A 17,125-nucleotide genomic window follows, 5' to 3' on the forward strand; every position below is an offset into this window, starting at 1 on the left:
GATGGAAACATGAACCGATCAGCCGCCAAAATCGTACGTGAATATGGACCCTTTCCGGGTGTCGACAGTGTGCATGGCGTCACGTATGACGGCCAGCACGTCTGGATTGCTACCGGAGACAAGCTGAACGCCTTCGATCCGGCGAGTGGAGAAACGCGGCGCTCGATCGATATCACCGCGCAGGCCGGAACGGCCTTCGACGGCCAGCACCTGTTCCAGATCGCCGGCGACCGCATCCAGAAGATCGATCCGGATACGGGCCACGTGCTCGCCACGATCCCGTCACCTGGCGGCGGCGGTAATTCGGGGCTCACGTGGGCCGAAGGATCGCTCTGGGTGGGACGGTATCGAGACCGGAAGATCCACCAGGTCGATCCCCAAACCGGGGCGATTCTTCGCACCATCGAGTCCAACCGCTTCGTCACCGGGGTCACCTGGAACGAAGGCGAGCTCTGGCACGGCACCTGGGAAGATGACGAGAGCGAATTGAGGCGAATCGATCCCCGTACGGGAGAGGTCCTGGAGAGCCTCGAGATGCCGACCGGCACATACGTGTCGGGGCTCGAATCCGATGGTCACGATCAGTTCTTCTGCGGCGGCGGAACCAGCGGGAAGGTGAGAGCCGTGCGCCGCCCAAGACCGGACGCCGACATTCCCACCGAGGCCGAATCTACGAGCGAGTAGTCGAACCCGAGTGGTCCCGCTGGGGACTGCCGGCGGCGTTTCGCGCGGATTGGGGCAGATGGCCTCCTTCGTCCATGCGCAGCAAGCGGCCCGCGTTGGCGATCACAATGAAGGTGCCCAGGTTGTGCAACAGCGCGACCCAAACGGCGCTGAGCACACCGGTTGCGGCCAGCGCGATCACAGCGACAGTCCACGCCAAACCGATCGCGGCATTGATCGCCGCGGTATGCAGGCAGCGCCGCCCGAGGCGGATACACGTCGGGATGCGACGTAAGTCGTCGCCGAGCAGCACGACATCCGCCGACGCCACCGCGATGTCGATGCCCCGTTCGCCCATCGCAATGCTGGTGGGGCCGGCCTTGATGGCGAGCACATCGTTCAGGCCGTCACCCACGACGAGAGGATGATAGCCAGCCGCCATTTCCCGCACGACGTAATCGAGTTTGTCGTGCGGCAGCGCCTGCGCGACGACGATGGCAATGCCGGTGTCCGCTGCCAGTTTGCGCGCCACCGGCTCGCGGTCGCCGGTCAGCAGCGTCTGGCGCGTCAACCCGAGCTCCCGCAACTCCGCTAACGCATCTTTCGCTTCCGTACGCAATGCATCGGCAAATCCGAACCACGCGAGCAAGCGGCCGTTCAATGCAAGACCGACGCACGGTCCTTCGATCTCGCGGCGCGGTTGCGGTAACGCCGGCACGTAGTCCGTAAGCAAGCCGTAGCGGCCCAGCACCGCGACACCTTCCGGCGTCTCCGCCAGAACGCCCAACCCGCGTAGTTCGCGAGCGTGTTCGAACGGCGTCCGTTCGAAGCCGACCGGTCCGGCTTCAGTCGCATAACGCAGCAGTGCGCGGCTCACCGGATGCGCACTGCTGCCACCAAGCCGCGCCGCGAGTTCGAGAACCTGCGCCGCGTCGGCGCCGGGTTCCAGCATCACGTCTTCGACACGCAATTCGCCGTAGGTCAAGGTGCCGGTCTTGTCGATCACCAGCGAATCGATCTGCGCAAACTTGTCGAGAAACGCGGCGCTTCTGAACAGGATGCCGTGGCGCGCGCCGACGGCAATGCCGGCAATGGCTGTCGATGGCGCGGCGAGCACCAGCGCGCACGGACACGCCGCGACAATCACGGCCAGCATCGCCGATGCATTCGCCGAGACGAACCACACAATCGCCGCAATCAGCAGGACGAGGCACAAATAACCGCCCATGTAGCGCTCAAGCATCTGCGTAATCGGCGGCTTGGCCTGCTCGGCGCGTTGCATCAACTCGATGATCTTGCCGAGCGTCGACTGCTTGCCCGCGTGAGTGACTTCGATACGCAGCGGACCGTCGAGATTCATCGCGCCGCCGAATACGGTCGTGCCAGGCTCGACATCGAGCGGCACCGACTCGCCGGTAATCGGACCGTTGTCGACACTGGACGCGCCATGCTGAACGACACCGTCGGCAGGAATCCGCGCACCGGCTACGACTTCGATGTGGTCGCCCGCCCGTACCGCGTGATACGGCACGTCTTCGATCGAGCCGTCCGTCTTCACACGCCGCACCTTGCCCGAGGTCAGCCTGCCGAGCGCCCGGATCGCCTCCTGCGATCCGAGCACGCTGCGCTCTTCGAGTGCATGTCCGAATGTCATGACGATCGGCAACAAGGCCGCCGTCGCCATGTCGCCCACCGCCCACGCCGCCAGCATGGCGAGTGCGATCAGCCGGTCAGTCACACCGTGCAGACTGGGAGACTTCAGGCTGTGCCATGCGCCGGCGAACACCGGTCCGGCAACGACGAGCGAAGCGAGCCCGGCAAGCACCTGCGCGAGCGCTTCATCTGCCGGAGCGAAGGAGTGCCATGCCGTCGACAGAATCAGCAAACCGCCGGCCAGCAACGCAAGCGCGACTTGCTGCGTGACACCCCGTTGCTCGGAGGCCGACAACACAATCGCACGCCCCTGCTCGATGCGGTTCGCTTCGTCCGCGTGCGAGGTGTGATCGCCCGTGTGCACTGCGTGCTCGCCCGTCGTGCTCATCGCGCGTTCCCCGGCAGGATCAGATTCGATGTGTCGTGCGGTTCGACCGTTGTCACGCTGGCCGCTTTCGCGAGGATCGACCGGACGCGCTCCCGATACACGCGCGCCAGAAGCCCGGGATCGCTGTTGGTACGCAGCGGCACTTCCAGTTGCTGAATGGTCATCGTTTTAGCCTGCGCGGTGGCGACGCGCTCAACGGCGTTCGCTTGTGCGTTCTGCACGATCCGGTCGGCATCCTGTTGCGCGTCCTGGCGGGTCTTTTCAGCGGACGTGCGCGCCTCGGCCATGCTGCGCTCGGCCACCTGCAACGAGGTCAGCACCGAATTGAACGCACTCACGGCCGGCGCCGGAAATGCCACCTCGACGTCGACACGCGCGACTTCCACGCCGAGTCCCGCGTGTTGCGCATCGAGCTGGCGCAGGTGGCGTTGGATTTCCTGCGCGAGATCGCCGCGCAAACGCTCACGCTTCACGGCGACCTGCTGATCCGCCGACATCAACTCGGGACGTGCAACGAGAATCGCATCCAGATCGCGCTGGGCAACGACATCGACCGCCGATGCGGACACGATCCGCTCCAGCGCTGCGGCAAGCTGATCTTGTTGCAGGACATAGGCATAGGGATCCACCACCCGGTAGTACAGCGTGGCGCGTAACTGCAACACGCCTTTGTCGCCCGTGAGCACATAGCCGGAGCCGGCCAGCGCATCGGGCAACCGCGCAGCCGGCGGCGCGATGCCGGGGCCGGCCACATCATCCGGCGCGGGCGGTGGGCCGGGTGGCATATCCTGCGGCCCGATCACAGTCCCGGCGGCGGCTTGTTCCTGAGCCGGCAGGGGGGCTTCCGGCACATTCATATCCGCCGAGCGCGCGCGCGGATCGCGTTCGAGCGACTGGATACGTTGCGCCAGGACCCGTGCACTGCCTGGCACCAGCAACGTCGATTCGAAGGGACGCGGCCACGCAATCAGCAGGCCCGCATCCTGGGTGCGCACGAACGAGCCAAACCGCAACACGACCGCCCGGCTATCAGGCGGAATGCGCCGTATGTTCGACCCGGCCCATGCGCAAGCGGCGAGCACGACCAGGGCGGCGACAAACCAGAACGAAAGTCGCACTGCCTGGGCGCCCGGGCCGAGCGGCGGCAAGCCGGCGTCAGACCTCATCGCGCGGACCTGACTTTTTTCGATGCGGACGCCGAACCTGGTCCGGACTGCGTCACAGGGTCCGCCCTCAATTCGGTGGGGCCCTGCACCAGGGCCTGGAACGGCGCGGCATCGGTGCGCAGAATCAGATTCGTATTGGCGCTGACCACCGCGTCGAGTGTGTCGAGCGAGCGCAGCATCGTGTAGAGCCGCGGATTGCCCGCATAGGTGTTGCCATAGATCGCGGCAGCGTCCTTGCGGGACTGCGCCTCGATCTCCGCCGCTTTCACATTCGCATCGGCAACGGCAAGCCGCGCATCGCGGTCCGCATCCGAGCGAATCTGCGCCGCCTCGCGATTGCCGTCGGCGGTACGCTGCGCGGCCACCGTCTCGCGCTCGGCGCTCATCCGGCTGACGGTGGCCGCGAGCGTCACGGCCGGCAGCGTCAGGCGCTCCAGTCCCACCTGAACGACATGCACGCCGTAAGCCGAGTACAGTTGCGCGTCGATCTGAGCGCGCAACGCGTCTTCAAAAGCGGCGATGCGGACCTGGGACGGATTCGTGTTGACCAGCGACGCAAGGTCGAAACCCGCCGACGTGGTTTGCAGCGACGAGCCGAGCAACGAGCGGATTTGCTGCGCGGCTTCGTCGGGCTGGTTGCCCACCGCCCGAACGAAACGGCGCACGTCGTTCGGGTCCGCGGCAACGCGCCACGCAACATACGCCTGCACGATGATGCGCAAGCCGTCACGCGTGCCCACGTCCTGCAAACCGCTCGACGTCGTATGCAAACGCAGGTCGACCGGCACCACCGCTTCGATCGGCGCCGGCAGATGCCACGCGAGGCCGGGCTCGAGCAGCACGCGCGCGGGTTGACCGAAGCGCGTGATCACCGAGGCTTCGCCTGCCCGCACGGAGATGAAACTCGCCACCGCGATCGCCACGACCACACAGAGCAACGCAAGCAGAACCCGGATATAGAACGGACCGCCGCCCGCGGCCTTTGCATCGCCGCCATCGTGATGATGGCCGTGCCCATGACCGTGGCCGTCTGCATGCGAATGGAACAAACTCATATCGTCACCTTAAAAACAGCTTCGCCGACAGTTGGCGTGCGTATCTACGCGATGCGCGTACGACGCAACCAGGACGTCAATTGCCGTGAGGAATCCCGGCGAAATCGCCCGCGGTGAACGAGCGCAGGTCGATGGTTGCCCGGCGGTCGGCGGTCAGCCGGTCGTCGATCACCGTGATGCGCGCGTTCTGCAATCCTTGCTGCAACTTGCTCAGGTAGTACTCGAAAGGGAAAGCCGGTCCGCCGAGCCGGTATGCGATCGTGTCGGCTTCGAAATTGATTTGCTGCACGCGCGCCGCCGCCATCGTGTCCGCGGCCCGGGCGCTCGCCTGGGCGACGCCCGCCAGTGCCTGTTGCTGCGCATTGCCGAGCACGCCGGCTGCAAAACCGTGCGCCTGGGCGACACTCGCCTGCGCGCGAATCTGCGCGGCCTGCACGTCGTGATAGGCTGCGGCCGCGCCCGTCGGCGGATGCACGCTCTCAATCACCACCGCCACGACTTCGATGCCACTGGAGAGCTGGTCGAGTTGCTGCTGAACAGCACGGCGCACGCTCTCGGCCATGGCGGTTTGGCTCGTTTCGAGCAAAGCCTCCAGCGTATGCGAGGCAAGGTAATGCACCACCTCGCGATTGGCGATCGAGCGGACGGTGCTCTCCGGGTCGACCGACCGGTACAGTGCCGCCCGCGCCGCCGTATCGCTTAAGCCCACGCGGTAATCGAGCCGCACGTCAGCATTCACGATCTGAAAACTCTGCTGCTCGCCGGTTGCGCCCGCGATCACCTGGCTCGTATCCCAGGGATGCTGGACGTCCCAGAGACGATTCAGCTGTTCGGGCGTCGGGCCGTCGGCGGACGTGGATGGCGCGGCGACGCTGCTGTCGTCGGCGCCGCCCGACACGATGATCTGATGCACGGCGCCGTTGTCTACGACACGAGCCTTGCCGAACGGCCAGGGCATACCGAAGTGAAGGCCCGGCGGCCAAACCGCTACCGGCGCACCGAACCTTTCGTACACCGCACGCTGCGACGGGCCTAACACGACAACGGACGTCAGCAACCACGCGCACGCCACCATCGCCACGACGGTGACAGGCAACAGCCGCACAAAACTGCGCAACACCCAGTTCTGGCGCAGATCGATACCGTAGCGGTCATGCAACTCGGCGCCGATCGACGATAACGGCGAGCGGCGATAACCCAGCATTCCGGCGATGATGCTCGACGGAACCTGAGCCGCGTTTGCAGCGGTGTGCGGTGTGAAGAACCACAGAAGCATGGCGCGGATCATCATTTCGACGGCAATCGCGGCCGTGAACACCGCCGCGACCTGCACCACCCGATCAAGCGCCGTATGCAGATAGACAAGCCACGCTGCCGACAGCGCCGCAGCGAGCGCGCACACCACCAGAACGCGCAGCATCCCGGCGAGCGACGCCGATAGCGAGGCATGGGATTGCTCCGCATCCTGTGCATAGAAGCGTTCGGCGACGAGCGTGAGAAAAGCAAGCGTGAGCGCCGCCGCGCCGCTCACGATCACTAGCGACGACGAGACCATCGCGTGAACTAACGCGGCGGGTGAAAGGGGCTGCAATGCCGTCGCGGCGATCGCCACGGAAAAGCAGCCGCAAATGGCCACGCCCCACGGTTGCCAGTGGAAAGCCCGGACTGCGAGGCTCAGTGACGGCGCCTCGGCATCGTGCCGGACAAGTTGCCTGACGAAGCTTACGCCCCGCTTCCAGCCTGATTCCTCTGCCGGATCAGGTGGCGTGCGTGTCATTGCCGCCTGCCATATCGTCACAACGAACACGTTCAGGCATGTGCTCGCCAGCACCGCGCTCCAGCGCAGATCGACGGGTAGCGTTTTCAAAAGGCTCAGGGCGCCGAGCAGGCCTGCAAGTCCCACGGCGACCCATCCAGTCAGCGAAGTTTCGCTACGCCCGGACGGTCGCTCGTACCAATCGTTGCCTTCGCCGGCAGGCCGATCCGACATCAGTATTCCTTGCGAACACGTTACAAACCGGGTGACGGGGTGACGGACAGCGTCCCGAGGACAACCGCGATGATCCGCGAGCCGCAATTTAGCGCGCCAGGATAGGAAACTCAAGGTTATCCCGCACGGTCGCGCCGGACGTTTGAAACCGTCGTCACGATCGCGCCGCCAGAACAGGAAATCAAAATCCGCAAAAAATCAGAATCCGGCGACGGATTGCGGCTGCTTGCTCCGTTAAAGAAGCTGGAGCACAACGTTCGCGAGTCACGAGCAGCCTGACGGCACTGAAAGCCGGCGCGGCAAACCCGGTAACCGTGATGCGGCAGCCAACGTTACTGCAACCCTGTTTGCCGACCCATGCGTTCGATTTCCCTACTATGACAACTCAAATACTGGTCGTTGACGACGACGTCGAACTACTTGGCTCGCTGGCCGATTTTCTCGGACGAGAGGGTATGGCGGTATCCGTCCTGCATGAGATGCGATCGCTCGGCGAACAGATCAAGCGGGAGCCGCCCGATCTGATTGTCCTCGACCAGATCATGCACGGCGTGAATGGCCTCACAGCGCTGAGCACACTACGCGCCGCGGGCAACACGGTCCCCGTGATTCTCGCCTCGGGGCCCGACGACATGGACCGGATCGTAGGACTCGAAATGGGCGCCGACGACTGCATCGGCAAACCATTCAATCCTCGCGAACTCCTCGCGCGCATGCGGGCCGTATTGCGGCGGCGAACCCTCTCGGCGTCGGCCGCCGCGCGGGTCGAACCTGAAGTTGTCGGAATTGGCCCGTTCACGCTGGACCTTCAGCTGCGAACGCTCAACATGGAGAACAAACGGGTCACGCTATCGGGGGGAGAATTCGCGCTACTTAAGATCTTCGTCAACAACCCGATGCGGACACTTACCCGGGAACGCCTGCTCGAGTTACTGCACGGCCCGGAAGACGATCATACCGACCGCGGGGTCGACGTCCAGGTGTGGCGGTTGCGCAGGCTACTCGAGGCAAACCCCTCCTCTCCGCGATTCATCCAGACCGTCCGCAGTCATGGTTACGTATTCGTGCCTGACGGCGCGCATCCTTGAGCGGATGTGGACAAGGCGTTCAAGGCGCTGCATTATCCATGCTGGCTGTTAGACAGTTAGACACCACCAGCGGCGCGGCAAGGCCCGCGCTTCACGTGACGAACTTCGCGGCGCCGTCTGCCAATTTTGACAACGCTGCCGTCTCGGCGCTTTCCGCGCGTCGATTAAGCGCGTGGCATAGACCTGGCAAGCAGCGCCGAACAAGAGAGGCGAACAATGCCCAGGCACAACCCAGCGCTTCATCGCAACGAAAAACCCGCCATGACACCGGGTCGCCGGCGGCTTCTCATTGCCGGCGCGATACTGCTGATGGCCGTGCTCGGTTGGGGAATAGCGGTCATACTCGAACCCGCCTTCCGGCATACGATCGTCATTACAACCGGAGCAGACAACGGAATCTATCGCGGCTTTGCAGATCGCTATGCGCCCATCCTGAAGCGTGACGGCATCAAACTCGATATCCGCAGTTCGTCGGGTTCGAGCGAAAACTATCAGCGGTTGACGGATCCGAACAGCGACTACGAAGTGGGCTTTATCCAGTCCGGCACCACCAACCCCAAAGAAACCGACCACCTGAAGACGATCGCCGCCGTCTCCTATGAACCGATCTGGGTGTTCTACCGGGGCGAGTCCACCATCAACCGGCTGGCGCAACTACGCGGCAAGAGGGTTTCAATCGGTGTTCCTGGCAGCGGCCTCTTGAACGTCTCCCAAGTATTGCTCGGGTACAGCGGCATCACGCGGGACAATACGGCGTTGCTGCAAATGGACGCAACCCAGTCCTACAAGGCGCTTGAAAACGGGCAACTGGATGCCGCTTTCTTTATCGGCAGGCCCGATGCACCCATGCAGACAACGCTGCTGAACAGCGATCTCAAACTGATGAGTTTTGCGCAGGCCGATGCACTGGTGCAGAAATTCCCGTCGCTCTCCAAGGTTATTTTCCCGCGTGCCGCGACCAGCATTGCCAACGATCTGCCGCAAACCGACGTCACGCTACTCGCCGCCACCGCTTTGCTCGTCGCCAAAGACACGCTGCATCCCGCGCTGGTCTACCTGCTGTTGGACGCGGCCAAAACCGTTCATGGCGGCGAAGATTACTTCACGCCGCTTGGCGTGTTTCCGAATCTGAACACTGAGGAATTTCCTCTTTCCGAAGAGAGCGAGCGTTACTTCAAAACGGGGCGCCCCTTCCTGCAGCGCTACCTGCCATTCTGGCTGGCCAGCTTTATCGAAAGACGTCTATTGATCCTGCTCCCCTTCATGGCTTTACTGCTGGGGCTGCTACAGGCACTGCCGCGCATGGCGGCGGCGCGGATAAAAAAACGCCTGGTGGTCTGGTATCGCGAGATCAAAGCACTCGAAGACGAGATATGGAAAAACAGCCATCCCACCCCGGACCAGATTGCGCAATGGCGGGATGAGATCGAGCACATCGACGCGCATGCCAATCAGATCCGGATGCCGCAGCGTTATTTCCAGGACGTCTACGCGCTCAAACAGGCGATAGGCGTAGTCCGGGACCGAATTTCCCGCGCAGCAAGGAAGCAATAGCGGCGCAGTGAGGGTGTGCCTTCAGGTCGGGCGCAGCGGTCCCGACACAGCGAAGCGAAGCCAGGCACCGCGCTGACTGCGAACTGAGCGCGGCGCCCTCATGCCCCGGCCTGCATCAGCCCACCGGCGCGGCGGCATCGTCGACGATCGGTTGGCGGGCCATGAACCAGTAGAACAGCGCCGCGCATCCGGCAATGATGCCGCCGGAGATGAACGCGAGCGCATAGGAGCCGGTGCGGTCGACGATAAAGCCCGCGACGACGGGCGAGAACGCCCCACCAAAGTAGCCGCCGAAATTCTGGATCGCACTCACTGACGCAATCATCGACGACGGCGCGATATCCGCCGCGAGCGCCCATGCCGATCCGACTACGGCCGCAATGAAGGCGAGGCCGACGGTAAACAGCACGAGCGTCACGCTGAGCGCATGAGTGAACGGCAACGCGATCGCGCACACAGCCGCGCCTGCCGAGCACCACGCGATCAATAGCCGCTTCGCATCGATCGCCGACGCGAGATGACGATCCACGATCTTCTTCGCCAGATAGCCGACCGCGATTTCACCCAGCGCGCCGCCAGCCCAGGGAATGCCCGCGACCACGCCAAGTTGCGCGAACGAAATGTGAAAACGGTCGAGCAGGTAGAGCGGCAAGAACACCAGGAATATGTTCCAGAGCCAGATCGTGCAAAAGTAGCCGAGGATCATGCCCCACACGCTGCGGCGGCCGAACAGCGAACGCCATTTGAGTGAGGAGGTCGCGAGCGACCGTTCGTGACCGCCGCCGCCCGCTTCGATGTAGGCGAGCTCGTCCTTCGACAGACGTTTGCTGTCGACCGGATTGCGATACAGCAACAGGAACAGGAGGGCGAACGCGATCCCAACTGCGCCAGTCACATGAAATAGCGAGCGCCAGCCGAACGCAACCATTAACGCAACCAGCATGGCGGGCGCGAGTGCCGGTCCCCACTTGGACGACGAATCCCACACGCCCGTCGCGAACCCGCGCTCCTTGGCCGGAAACCACGCCGCGGTAATTTTCGCCGAGGTCGGCCAGCACGGTGCCTCGCCCACCGCGAGCAACGCACGCATCACGAGCAAGCCGGAGATCGAACCCACTACGCCGGTCAGCCAGGTCGCAACGCTCCACCAGATCATGCCGAGCGCATACGCACGCTTCGCACCGAAACGGTCGATCAACCAGCCCGCAGGTAATTGCATCACCGCATAGGTCCACGCGAACACGCTCCCCAGCAGACCAATCTGCGTGCGTGTCAGACCAAGCTCGTGAATCATGCCGGGCGCGGCGATCGAAAGACTTGCGCGGTCCATGTAATTGATGATCCCGCCGATCATCAGCCAGATCAGAACGTGCCAGCGATAATTGAAGCGAGCGGGCTGCGCCGCGGCTGCCGATACGGGAATGATGTCTTTGTCCAAATCGTGTCTCCGTCCAGATGGCCTTAGGTGGCCACTCATCATCGTCGGTGGCGTCTTGTAGCAATGCGCCACGCAATGCTCGCTTGCACGCACCGAGCGACAAGTGTACGGACGGGCATGCACCGACTCCAATGAGGAAACCGGATGGGCCGATAGCGTTTACGTTATCGGCGCAAGCCTGTAGAGACGAAAACCGGGCGCGGCGTCACCCGGGTTAATCAGCTTACCCAGGCTATGAAGGGCGCAGCATGAGCTTCTGCACTCGCCAGTTCAGAAGCTCGGCGACATACAGCACATTCTCAGACGGACAGGCCATTTGATGAATCCAGCCGAACTGCTTCAGTTGCTTGCCGGATTGCCCCAGCACGCCAAGCAGTTTCCCTTCGAGCGTCAGTTTGTAGATGCGTCCCGGAAACGCATCGGAACTGTAAAGCACCTGATTCGGGCCCGGAGAAATGCAGATCGCCCAGGGTGAGCCTGGTGCAAAAGTGCCGGCGGCTATCGTGGCTTCGTCCGGCACGTTGCCGATCGCGGGTTGAGCGCCAGGGGGTACCGGTACGTCGATAGTGAACTGCCGCTGGAAATTGCCTTCGCCGTCGAAAACCTGAATGCGGCGGTTGCTGCGATCGGCGACGTAGACGAGACCTTTGGCATCGACGGCGATGCTGTGCGGCGTATGGAACTGACCCGGACCGGTGCCACGGTCGCCCCACGATTTGAGCCAGTTGCCGTCCTTGTCGACTTTCGCCACACGGGAGTTGATGTATCCGTCGCTGATATAGGTGTTGTCCGCACTGTCCCACGCGACATCCGTAACCTGCCTGAAGCGACCCGGCTCCGATGGCAAAGGCGGATTCGGATGCTTAAGTGGACCGGTTTCCTCGTCTGCCGCCTCCTGCTTGCGGCCAAAAACCATGGCTACGCGTCCCTCAGGGGTGAACTTGATCACCATGTCGGAACCCTTGTCGGTCACCCAGATATTGTCGTGCCGGTCGACCTTGACCGTGTGTGCGAACGACCAGGCGTACAGGTTGTGGCCGATCTCGCGGACGAACCGACCGTCCGGCGCGAACTCGAGAAGCTGGGCCGCAGCCGCGCCGTAGGCCGGCCCGATCGAGTTGCCGCGCGAGAGCACAAAAATATGGCCCTTCGAGTTGAAACTCACGCCGGAGCACTCGCCGAGATAGACGTCGTTTGGGAGACGCAGCAGATTGGGAACCGACTCGTAAGCGATGCTCGGGACAGACTCTGCGTAGGCGAGACCGGGGAAGAGGGCAAGCGCCGCAGCGCTTTCGGCCGCCAGGGTGAGAAAGCGGCGCCGGCTTAGAACAGCGCTCGGGGAATCGCTACAGCATAGACAGGAGTACGACTGCTGGTCGTTCATTGGCTTGCCTCCCTTTCGCTCGCTGTGCGGGACAGCGACGTTGTCGGTTTTCGCGCCGATGTACACGGCATGTCCGAATAACAGGCGCAGTAGGTCTTACACGCGGAGGATACACCGAGTGGGTGTGGCCGATCGGCTTCGGGCTAACCGACAGGTCTGGACGCGGGACGGAACCGGCTATTGCGCTCATTCGCCACGCGTTGCGTTCCGCCTCAGTGCAGCATCCCGGGCGGGTGGCAGGCCAAAGAAGCGGGTGTATTCACGGCTAAATTGCGTGGCGCTCTCGTAGCCGACACCGAAGGCAACGGACGTCGCATTTTTTCCTCCCGCAATCAGCAGCGCCCGCGCATGCAGCAAGCGAATCCGCTTCTGATACTGCAGCGGACTCAACGCGGTCACTGCCTTGAAATGGCGGTGAAAGACCGACACGCTCATGGCGGCCATGTCCGCCAGCGACTCGACCCTGAGCGGTTCGGCAAAGTTGTGCCGAATCCAATGAATGGCGAGACTCACGCGCGCCAGCGCCGTATCGGGTGTCGCAATGTCGCGCAACATCCAGCCATGCGGGCCTTGCAGAACACGGTAGAGAATTTCCCGCTCGTAGGCGGGGGCCAGCGCCGCAATGTCGGCGGGCCGCTCCATCAGACGCAGCATGCGAACCCACGCATCCAGCAACTCGGGCGTAACCGAGGCCACTGAAAAACCGCTGTCATACGTCGAACCGCCAGAGGGTGCCGGTATATCGGCCAGAAGCATCGCGACAATCGCCGGATCGAGCGTCAGCGCGACGGCCAGATAAGGCTCCCCCGTATCGGCCGGATGGACTGTGCCCACAGCCGGCAGGTCGATCGACATGACGAAATAAGTGGCCGGGTCGTAGTCGAGCGTGCGCTCGCCGACTGTGATCGACTTCCTGCCTTGAAGGATCAGGTTGACCATCGGCTCATAGACAGCCGCGAGCGCCGCCGCGGGAACCGCGCCCTGCACCATCGCCACGCGCGGGATGCCGGTCTCCGTTCGCCAGTTTTGGGCATGCGCCGCGAGCCGGCGCATTTCTTTCAGCTGTTCTTTCATGGGTGCTATTCGACAGGAGCGCCCAAGGCTTGGCAAGCGAAAAGCAGAAATAGGCAAGGTTCCAGCAGGATCGGACGAGCCCGTGATCGTCTTCACGAATTAATCTACGTGAACCTCATCACGTCACGGAGAAACACATTGAAGATCGCTCTCATCACCGGCGGGAGCCGCGGCATCGGTGCCAGCGCCGCCATCCAGTGCGCGCAGCACGGCATGGGTATCATTCTGACCTACAGGAGCGCGCCGGCGTTGGCCCAGGAAGTCGTCACGCACATCGAGGCAAGCGGCGGTCAAGCCGTGGCGCTCAAGCTCGATGTCGCTGAGGTTGGCGGCTTCGACGCATTCCGCGAGGACGTGCAACGTGTACTCCTAGCAGGCTGGGGCCGCACGAACTTCGACGGCCTCGTGAACAACGCCGGCTTTGGCCTCTTCAGCCCGATCGAGACGGTGACTGAAGCGCAATTCGACGATCTGCTCAACGTGCATCTCAAAGGGCCCTTCTTCCTGACCCAGGCACTGTTGCCCTTGATGGCGAACGGCGCCCACATCGTCAACGTGACGAGCGCAACGACCCGCGTGGCGACCACCGGCGTTGCGCCCTATGCAGCCTTCAAAGGTGGGCTCGAGGTGCTGACCCGCTACATGGCGAAGGAATTCGGAGCGCGGCAGATCCGGGCCAATGCTGTCTCGCCCGGCGCGATTCGAACCGAACTCGGCGGCGGCCTCAACGATGAATTCGAAGCCATGCTCGCATCGCAGACAGCGCTCGGCCGTATCGGCGAGCCCGACGACGTTGGCCGCGTCATTGCCGGGCTTCTGTCCGACGACAATGGCTGGATCAACGCACAGTCGATCGAAGTCGGCGGCGGCTACATCATCTGATCGAATTCTTTTTTATGCAGGCGGTTCCAGTCCGGCCAATATCAAGTGGGACACCCAGTATGTCCAGCAAGGAATGAACATTGGCACACAGCCGGCGTACGCGGCTGTGCGTGGTTTGCGCGATGACACGCTAGTACGCGTACTATCCTGACTATCCGGTTCACCGGCCGTACTCAACGGCCGAAACCGCCACGCGCCGCGCGTCACTCGAGGTGATATCCATGCTCAGGAATGTTTCGCAAGCAAGCTTCGCAACCATCGCCGTATCAATGCTAGCCGCGTGTGCAATGCCACCCACGAGTTCGTCGAGTGCATCCATCGACCCACCCCAAGCCGAGCGCGTAATGACACTCGCGGCGTCCGGCGTGCAGAACTATTCGTGTGAATTCGATGCGCAGCATCGTCTGGCATGGGTGTTCAAGAGTCCGCAAGCAACACTTTACGACGCGAGCGGCCACGCTGCGGTCCGGCACGGCGCAGGGCCGTCCTGGGAAGCGGAAGACGGCAGCCGGATCGTGGGCCGCGTGCTTGCCCAGCAGCCCAGCGAAACCCGGGCGAGCATACCGCAGCTGTTGCTCGAAACGCATAGCGCGTCCGGTAGCGGTACGCTTTCAGCGGTGCGATATGTGCAACGCGTGCATACCGTCGGCGGCTTAGCGCCAACGGCACCGTGTTCGACGGAACATGAAGCCGGCAGTTCGCCCTATCTCGCGGACTACGTGTTCTACCGGTAGCAAGCAGCCCACGCTTCGCGTCGTGCGCTTACTTCACGTTGGGCTGGTTCGGTGGCGGCAGTGCCGGATCGAGTTTCGCCGACTCTTTGACTAGCTGGTCCGTCATGGCAGCCGCAACCGGATTCAAGCCCTGACGGTACACGTCGTTACGGCTGCTCTGGACCGGCGGGGGCGGCAATGCCGGGTCGAGTCCGGCGGACTCTTTGACCAGCTCATCCGTCATCGCGGAGGCGGCCGGATTCAAGCCATGACGATGCAGACTGTCGCCCCTGCTTTCGGCTCGCAGGGCTGGGTCGGTCTTCGATTCAGCGTAACCATGAGCGGCGACCGGTTCGCGTGGCCGCGTGACCGGCCGTGGCAGTTGTTCGACGCCTTTAACTGGCGAGTCGGATGCCGTCACCACAGCCCCGCTCGTCGACTGCCCGGAGCCGGTCGCCGCGTTGCCGGAGAGCGGCGCTGCGCCAACCACACTTCCCGCGCTCACATGGGTGTCACCCAATTGTGGGGAAGCCGAGGCCAATTCCACTGAGCCGTTTGTCGTGACGTCAGTGTCGGCTGCCGACCGATGGCTTTTTTGTAACAGTAAAAAAGCGCCGAATACCAACTCGACAAAAAGCACTCCGACTATCAATGATGTGCGTACATTCCTCATATTAACCAACGATTCGTTCAATCGAAATGATTGGATTAATGACAGCCGTTCGCCCTGAAAACACGTCAAACGGCAGGTTCGCAGTCTGAGCCTGCGATAGGTTGATGTGGGGATGACTGCGTAGTCCGCACACATTGATCGTCCAGCGGCAATGGTCCGGGGATTCACTCCGCCGAACGGCACTGGGCATCCTTCGTATGCTAATGCGAAAAAACAATCCGTGCTGAACGGCCGCGAAATACGGGCGGGAAGGTCCGAACGCCGCGGGCTTTCTCTGCGCCCGCAGCCACGCGGGATTACAGTGCGATGTGATGGAACATTCGCCTCGGGAGAGGCAATTTTCTCGTCCGGAGTTGTCAGCTTTTTGTCGGCAACGAGCTAGTTCCCTTTGCGATCGAGGCGGACGCGATTCATCCGATGATCCACGCGCGGTGAGGCGCAGCTACAACGCGATCCTCGCGGGTCACGCCTTCAGATAGCGTCTTCGCCCTTTCCCGAAACAAGCCGAGCGGCCAGAAAGTCAATCAACGCGCGAATGCGCCGCGGAGTCGTGCGCCCCGCCGTCCACACCAGATGCACAGGTACGGGTTCAGGCTCGAACGAATCCAGCACCGTCACCACTTGCCCAGCATCGAGCAGTGTCTGCACCTGAAAGATCGGCGCCCGGCCGATGCCCGCTCCGGCCGCGGCCGCCGCGTTGCACGCCAGCGCGTTTGTAGACCGGAACCGCCCCGTGATCTCAACTGCGCCCCCTGCCCGATTGAATGTCCACGTCTCGTGCTGGGCGTGCTGACGCAGGATGCAGTCGTGTGCGGCAAGTTCGGACGGATGGGCCGGATAGCCGCGCGCGGCGAAATAGTCCGGTGTGCCGAACACCACCCGCCGCAACGTACCCACCTGTTTCGCGCGTAAGTTCGAATCCGGCAGACGTCCAAGGCGGACCGCGAGATCGATGTCGGCTTTCGCAAGGTCGAGATGCTGCTCGGCAAGCACCAGTTCGGCCCTGACATACTCGTGAATCGCCAAAAACTTCGCAAGAATCGGCGAGACAAATTCAGCGCCGAATGCCGTTGGCGCACCAACGCGAATACTGCCGCGCAATTGCGTGACCTGGTCGACGAGTTCGTCACGTGCTGCGTTGATTTCTCCCAGTGCGGGTCGAATTCGCGCGGCGAATTTCAGGCATGCCGCAGTGGGTTGCACACGGCGTGTCGTCCGGTGAAACAAGGTCACGTTCAACTCACGCTCGAGCGCTGCAATGGCGCGGCTCACCGACTGTAACGTCCGGCCCAGCGATCGCGCTGCCGCTGTCAGACTTCCTTCGTCAAGAATCGCTAACAGCACTTCGTATTCGTCTTTGTTCATGCCAGTGATTCTCTCGTTTTCTGGAAGAATGTCTGACGG

At 62.8% G+C, this 17,125-nt stretch carries 15 protein-coding genes; 5 read left to right on the forward strand and 10 right to left on the reverse strand.

The features are described 5' to 3' along the window. Positions 1-9: 9 nt before the first annotated feature. Complete coding sequence (locus ACUN0E_RS03595) at positions 10-684, forward strand: Vgb family protein (protein WP_445565680.1); 675 nt, start codon at positions 10-12, stop codon at positions 682-684. Here ACUN0E_RS03595 and ACUN0E_RS03600 read toward each other — a convergent pair. The 4 genes from ACUN0E_RS03600 to ACUN0E_RS03615 all read right to left on the reverse strand — a co-directional run bounded on the left by ACUN0E_RS03600 (position 671) and on the right by ACUN0E_RS03615 (position 6,915). Further along, the gene (locus ACUN0E_RS03600; RefSeq protein ID WP_445565681.1) at positions 671-2,704 is read right to left on the reverse strand and encodes a heavy metal translocating P-type ATPase; all 2,034 of its coding nucleotides are present in this window, start codon (positions 2,702-2,704) and stop codon (positions 671-673) included. The two genes, ACUN0E_RS03595 and ACUN0E_RS03600, sit on opposite strands and share 14 nt — an antisense overlap. Further along, positions 2,701-3,870 (reverse strand): SPFH domain-containing protein, encoded by a 1,170-nt coding sequence (locus ACUN0E_RS03605; RefSeq protein ID WP_445565682.1) that lies wholly within the window; start codon positions 3,868-3,870, stop codon positions 2,701-2,703. The genes ACUN0E_RS03600 and ACUN0E_RS03605 overlap by 4 nt, the downstream gene beginning before the upstream one ends. After that, positions 3,867-4,925, reverse strand: a complete 1,059-nt coding sequence (hflC, locus tag ACUN0E_RS03610) for a protease modulator HflC (protein ID WP_445565683.1) — start codon at positions 4,923-4,925, stop codon at positions 3,867-3,869. Before hflC ends, ACUN0E_RS03605 begins: the two co-directional genes overlap by 4 nt. 76 nt (positions 4,926-5,001) lie before the next feature. After that, positions 5,002-6,915, reverse strand: a complete 1,914-nt coding sequence (locus ACUN0E_RS03615) for an SPFH domain-containing protein (protein ID WP_445565684.1) — start codon at positions 6,913-6,915, stop codon at positions 5,002-5,004. 377 nt (positions 6,916-7,292) lie between these two features. Between ACUN0E_RS03615 and ACUN0E_RS03620 the strand changes: the two genes are divergently transcribed. Then, positions 7,293-8,003, forward strand: a complete 711-nt coding sequence (locus tag ACUN0E_RS03620; RefSeq protein WP_445565685.1) for a response regulator — start codon at positions 7,293-7,295, stop codon at positions 8,001-8,003. 216 nt (positions 8,004-8,219) lie between these two features. Continuing rightward, positions 8,220-9,557, forward strand: coding sequence for a TAXI family TRAP transporter solute-binding subunit (locus ACUN0E_RS03625; protein WP_445565686.1), 1,338 nt, complete (start codon positions 8,220-8,222; stop codon positions 9,555-9,557). A gap of 115 nt (positions 9,558-9,672) precedes the next feature. Here ACUN0E_RS03625 and ACUN0E_RS03630 read toward each other — a convergent pair whose 3' ends face one another. The 3 genes from ACUN0E_RS03630 to ACUN0E_RS03640 all read right to left on the reverse strand — a co-directional run bounded on the left by ACUN0E_RS03630 (position 9,673) and on the right by ACUN0E_RS03640 (position 13,453). Then, entirely contained in the window at positions 9,673-10,995 is a 1,323-nt protein-coding gene (locus ACUN0E_RS03630; protein ID WP_445565687.1) for an MFS transporter, read from the reverse strand. Positions 10,996-11,227: 232 nt separating this feature from the next. Further along, entirely contained in the window at positions 11,228-12,379 is a 1,152-nt protein-coding gene (locus tag ACUN0E_RS03635) for a peptidyl-alpha-hydroxyglycine alpha-amidating lyase family protein (protein WP_408334215.1), read from the reverse strand. Positions 12,380-12,565: 186 nt separating this feature from the next. Then, positions 12,566-13,453, reverse strand: a complete 888-nt coding sequence (locus tag ACUN0E_RS03640; protein ID WP_445565688.1) for an AraC family transcriptional regulator N-terminal domain-containing protein — start codon at positions 13,451-13,453, stop codon at positions 12,566-12,568. 138 nt (positions 13,454-13,591) lie between these two features. On the opposite strand from ACUN0E_RS03640, the gene ACUN0E_RS03645 reads away from it, so the two are divergent. Further along, entirely contained in the window at positions 13,592-14,335 is a 744-nt protein-coding gene (locus ACUN0E_RS03645; RefSeq protein ID WP_445565689.1) for an SDR family NAD(P)-dependent oxidoreductase, read from the forward strand. 160 nt (positions 14,336-14,495) lie between these two features. On the opposite strand, the gene ACUN0E_RS03650 is transcribed toward ACUN0E_RS03645, so the two are convergent. Further along, positions 14,496-14,654 carry a hypothetical protein gene (locus tag ACUN0E_RS03650; RefSeq protein ID WP_445570610.1) on the reverse strand — a complete coding sequence of 53 codons (159 nt, stop codon included), beginning with the start codon at positions 14,652-14,654 and terminating at the stop codon, positions 14,496-14,498. On the opposite strand from ACUN0E_RS03650, the gene ACUN0E_RS03655 reads away from it, so the two are divergent. Beyond that, a complete protein-coding gene (locus ACUN0E_RS03655; RefSeq protein ID WP_445570370.1) occupies positions 14,605-15,069 on the forward strand; it encodes a DUF3455 domain-containing protein in 465 nt (154 codons plus the stop codon). The two genes, ACUN0E_RS03650 and ACUN0E_RS03655, sit on opposite strands and share 50 nt — an antisense overlap. Before the next feature lie 28 nt (positions 15,070-15,097). Here ACUN0E_RS03655 and ACUN0E_RS03660 read toward each other — a convergent pair whose 3' ends face one another. Together ACUN0E_RS03660 and ACUN0E_RS03665 are read right to left on the reverse strand one after the other, a co-directional pair. Further along, complete coding sequence (locus tag ACUN0E_RS03660) at positions 15,098-15,553, reverse strand: hypothetical protein (protein WP_445565690.1); 456 nt, start codon at positions 15,551-15,553, stop codon at positions 15,098-15,100. A 639-nt stretch (positions 15,554-16,192) separates the two neighbouring features. Continuing rightward, on the reverse strand, positions 16,193-17,086 hold the full coding sequence (locus ACUN0E_RS03665; RefSeq protein ID WP_445565691.1) for a LysR family transcriptional regulator: 894 nt from the start codon (positions 17,084-17,086) through the stop codon (positions 16,193-16,195). Between the last annotated feature and the right edge of the window lie 39 nt (positions 17,087-17,125).

It is taken from the genome of Paraburkholderia sp. D1E (genome assembly GCF_052682275.1).

Excerpts from the sequence above, each read along its gene's own strand:
- ACUN0E_RS03600 (WP_445565681.1), bottom strand. The coding sequence starts at position 2,704 with ATGAGCACGACGGGCGAGCACGCAGTGCACACGGGCGATCACACCTCG.
- ACUN0E_RS03665 (WP_445565691.1), bottom strand. The coding sequence starts at position 17,086 with ATGAACAAAGACGAATACGAAGTGCTGTTAGCGATTCTTGACGAAGGA.
- ACUN0E_RS03595 (WP_445565680.1), top strand. The coding sequence starts at position 10 with ATGAACCGATCAGCCGCCAAAATCGTACGTGAATATGGACCCTTTCCG.
- ACUN0E_RS03635 (WP_408334215.1), bottom strand. The coding sequence starts at position 12,379 with ATGAACGACCAGCAGTCGTACTCCTGTCTATGCTGTAGCGATTCCCCG.
- ACUN0E_RS03605 (WP_445565682.1), bottom strand. The coding sequence starts at position 3,870 with ATGAGGTCTGACGCCGGCTTGCCGCCGCTCGGCCCGGGCGCCCAGGCA.
- ACUN0E_RS03620 (WP_445565685.1), top strand. The coding sequence starts at position 7,293 with ATGACAACTCAAATACTGGTCGTTGACGACGACGTCGAACTACTTGGC.
- ACUN0E_RS03640 (WP_445565688.1), bottom strand. The coding sequence starts at position 13,453 with ATGAAAGAACAGCTGAAAGAAATGCGCCGGCTCGCGGCGCATGCCCAA.
- ACUN0E_RS03650 (WP_445570610.1), bottom strand. The coding sequence starts at position 14,654 with ATGGATGCACTCGACGAACTCGTGGGTGGCATTGCACACGCGGCTAGC.
- ACUN0E_RS03625 (WP_445565686.1), top strand. The coding sequence starts at position 8,220 with ATGCCCAGGCACAACCCAGCGCTTCATCGCAACGAAAAACCCGCCATG.
- hflC (WP_445565683.1), bottom strand. The coding sequence starts at position 4,925 with ATGAGTTTGTTCCATTCGCATGCAGACGGCCACGGTCATGGGCACGGC.
- ACUN0E_RS03615 (WP_445565684.1), bottom strand. The coding sequence starts at position 6,915 with ATGTCGGATCGGCCTGCCGGCGAAGGCAACGATTGGTACGAGCGACCG.
- ACUN0E_RS03655 (WP_445570370.1), top strand. The coding sequence starts at position 14,605 with ATGCTAGCCGCGTGTGCAATGCCACCCACGAGTTCGTCGAGTGCATCC.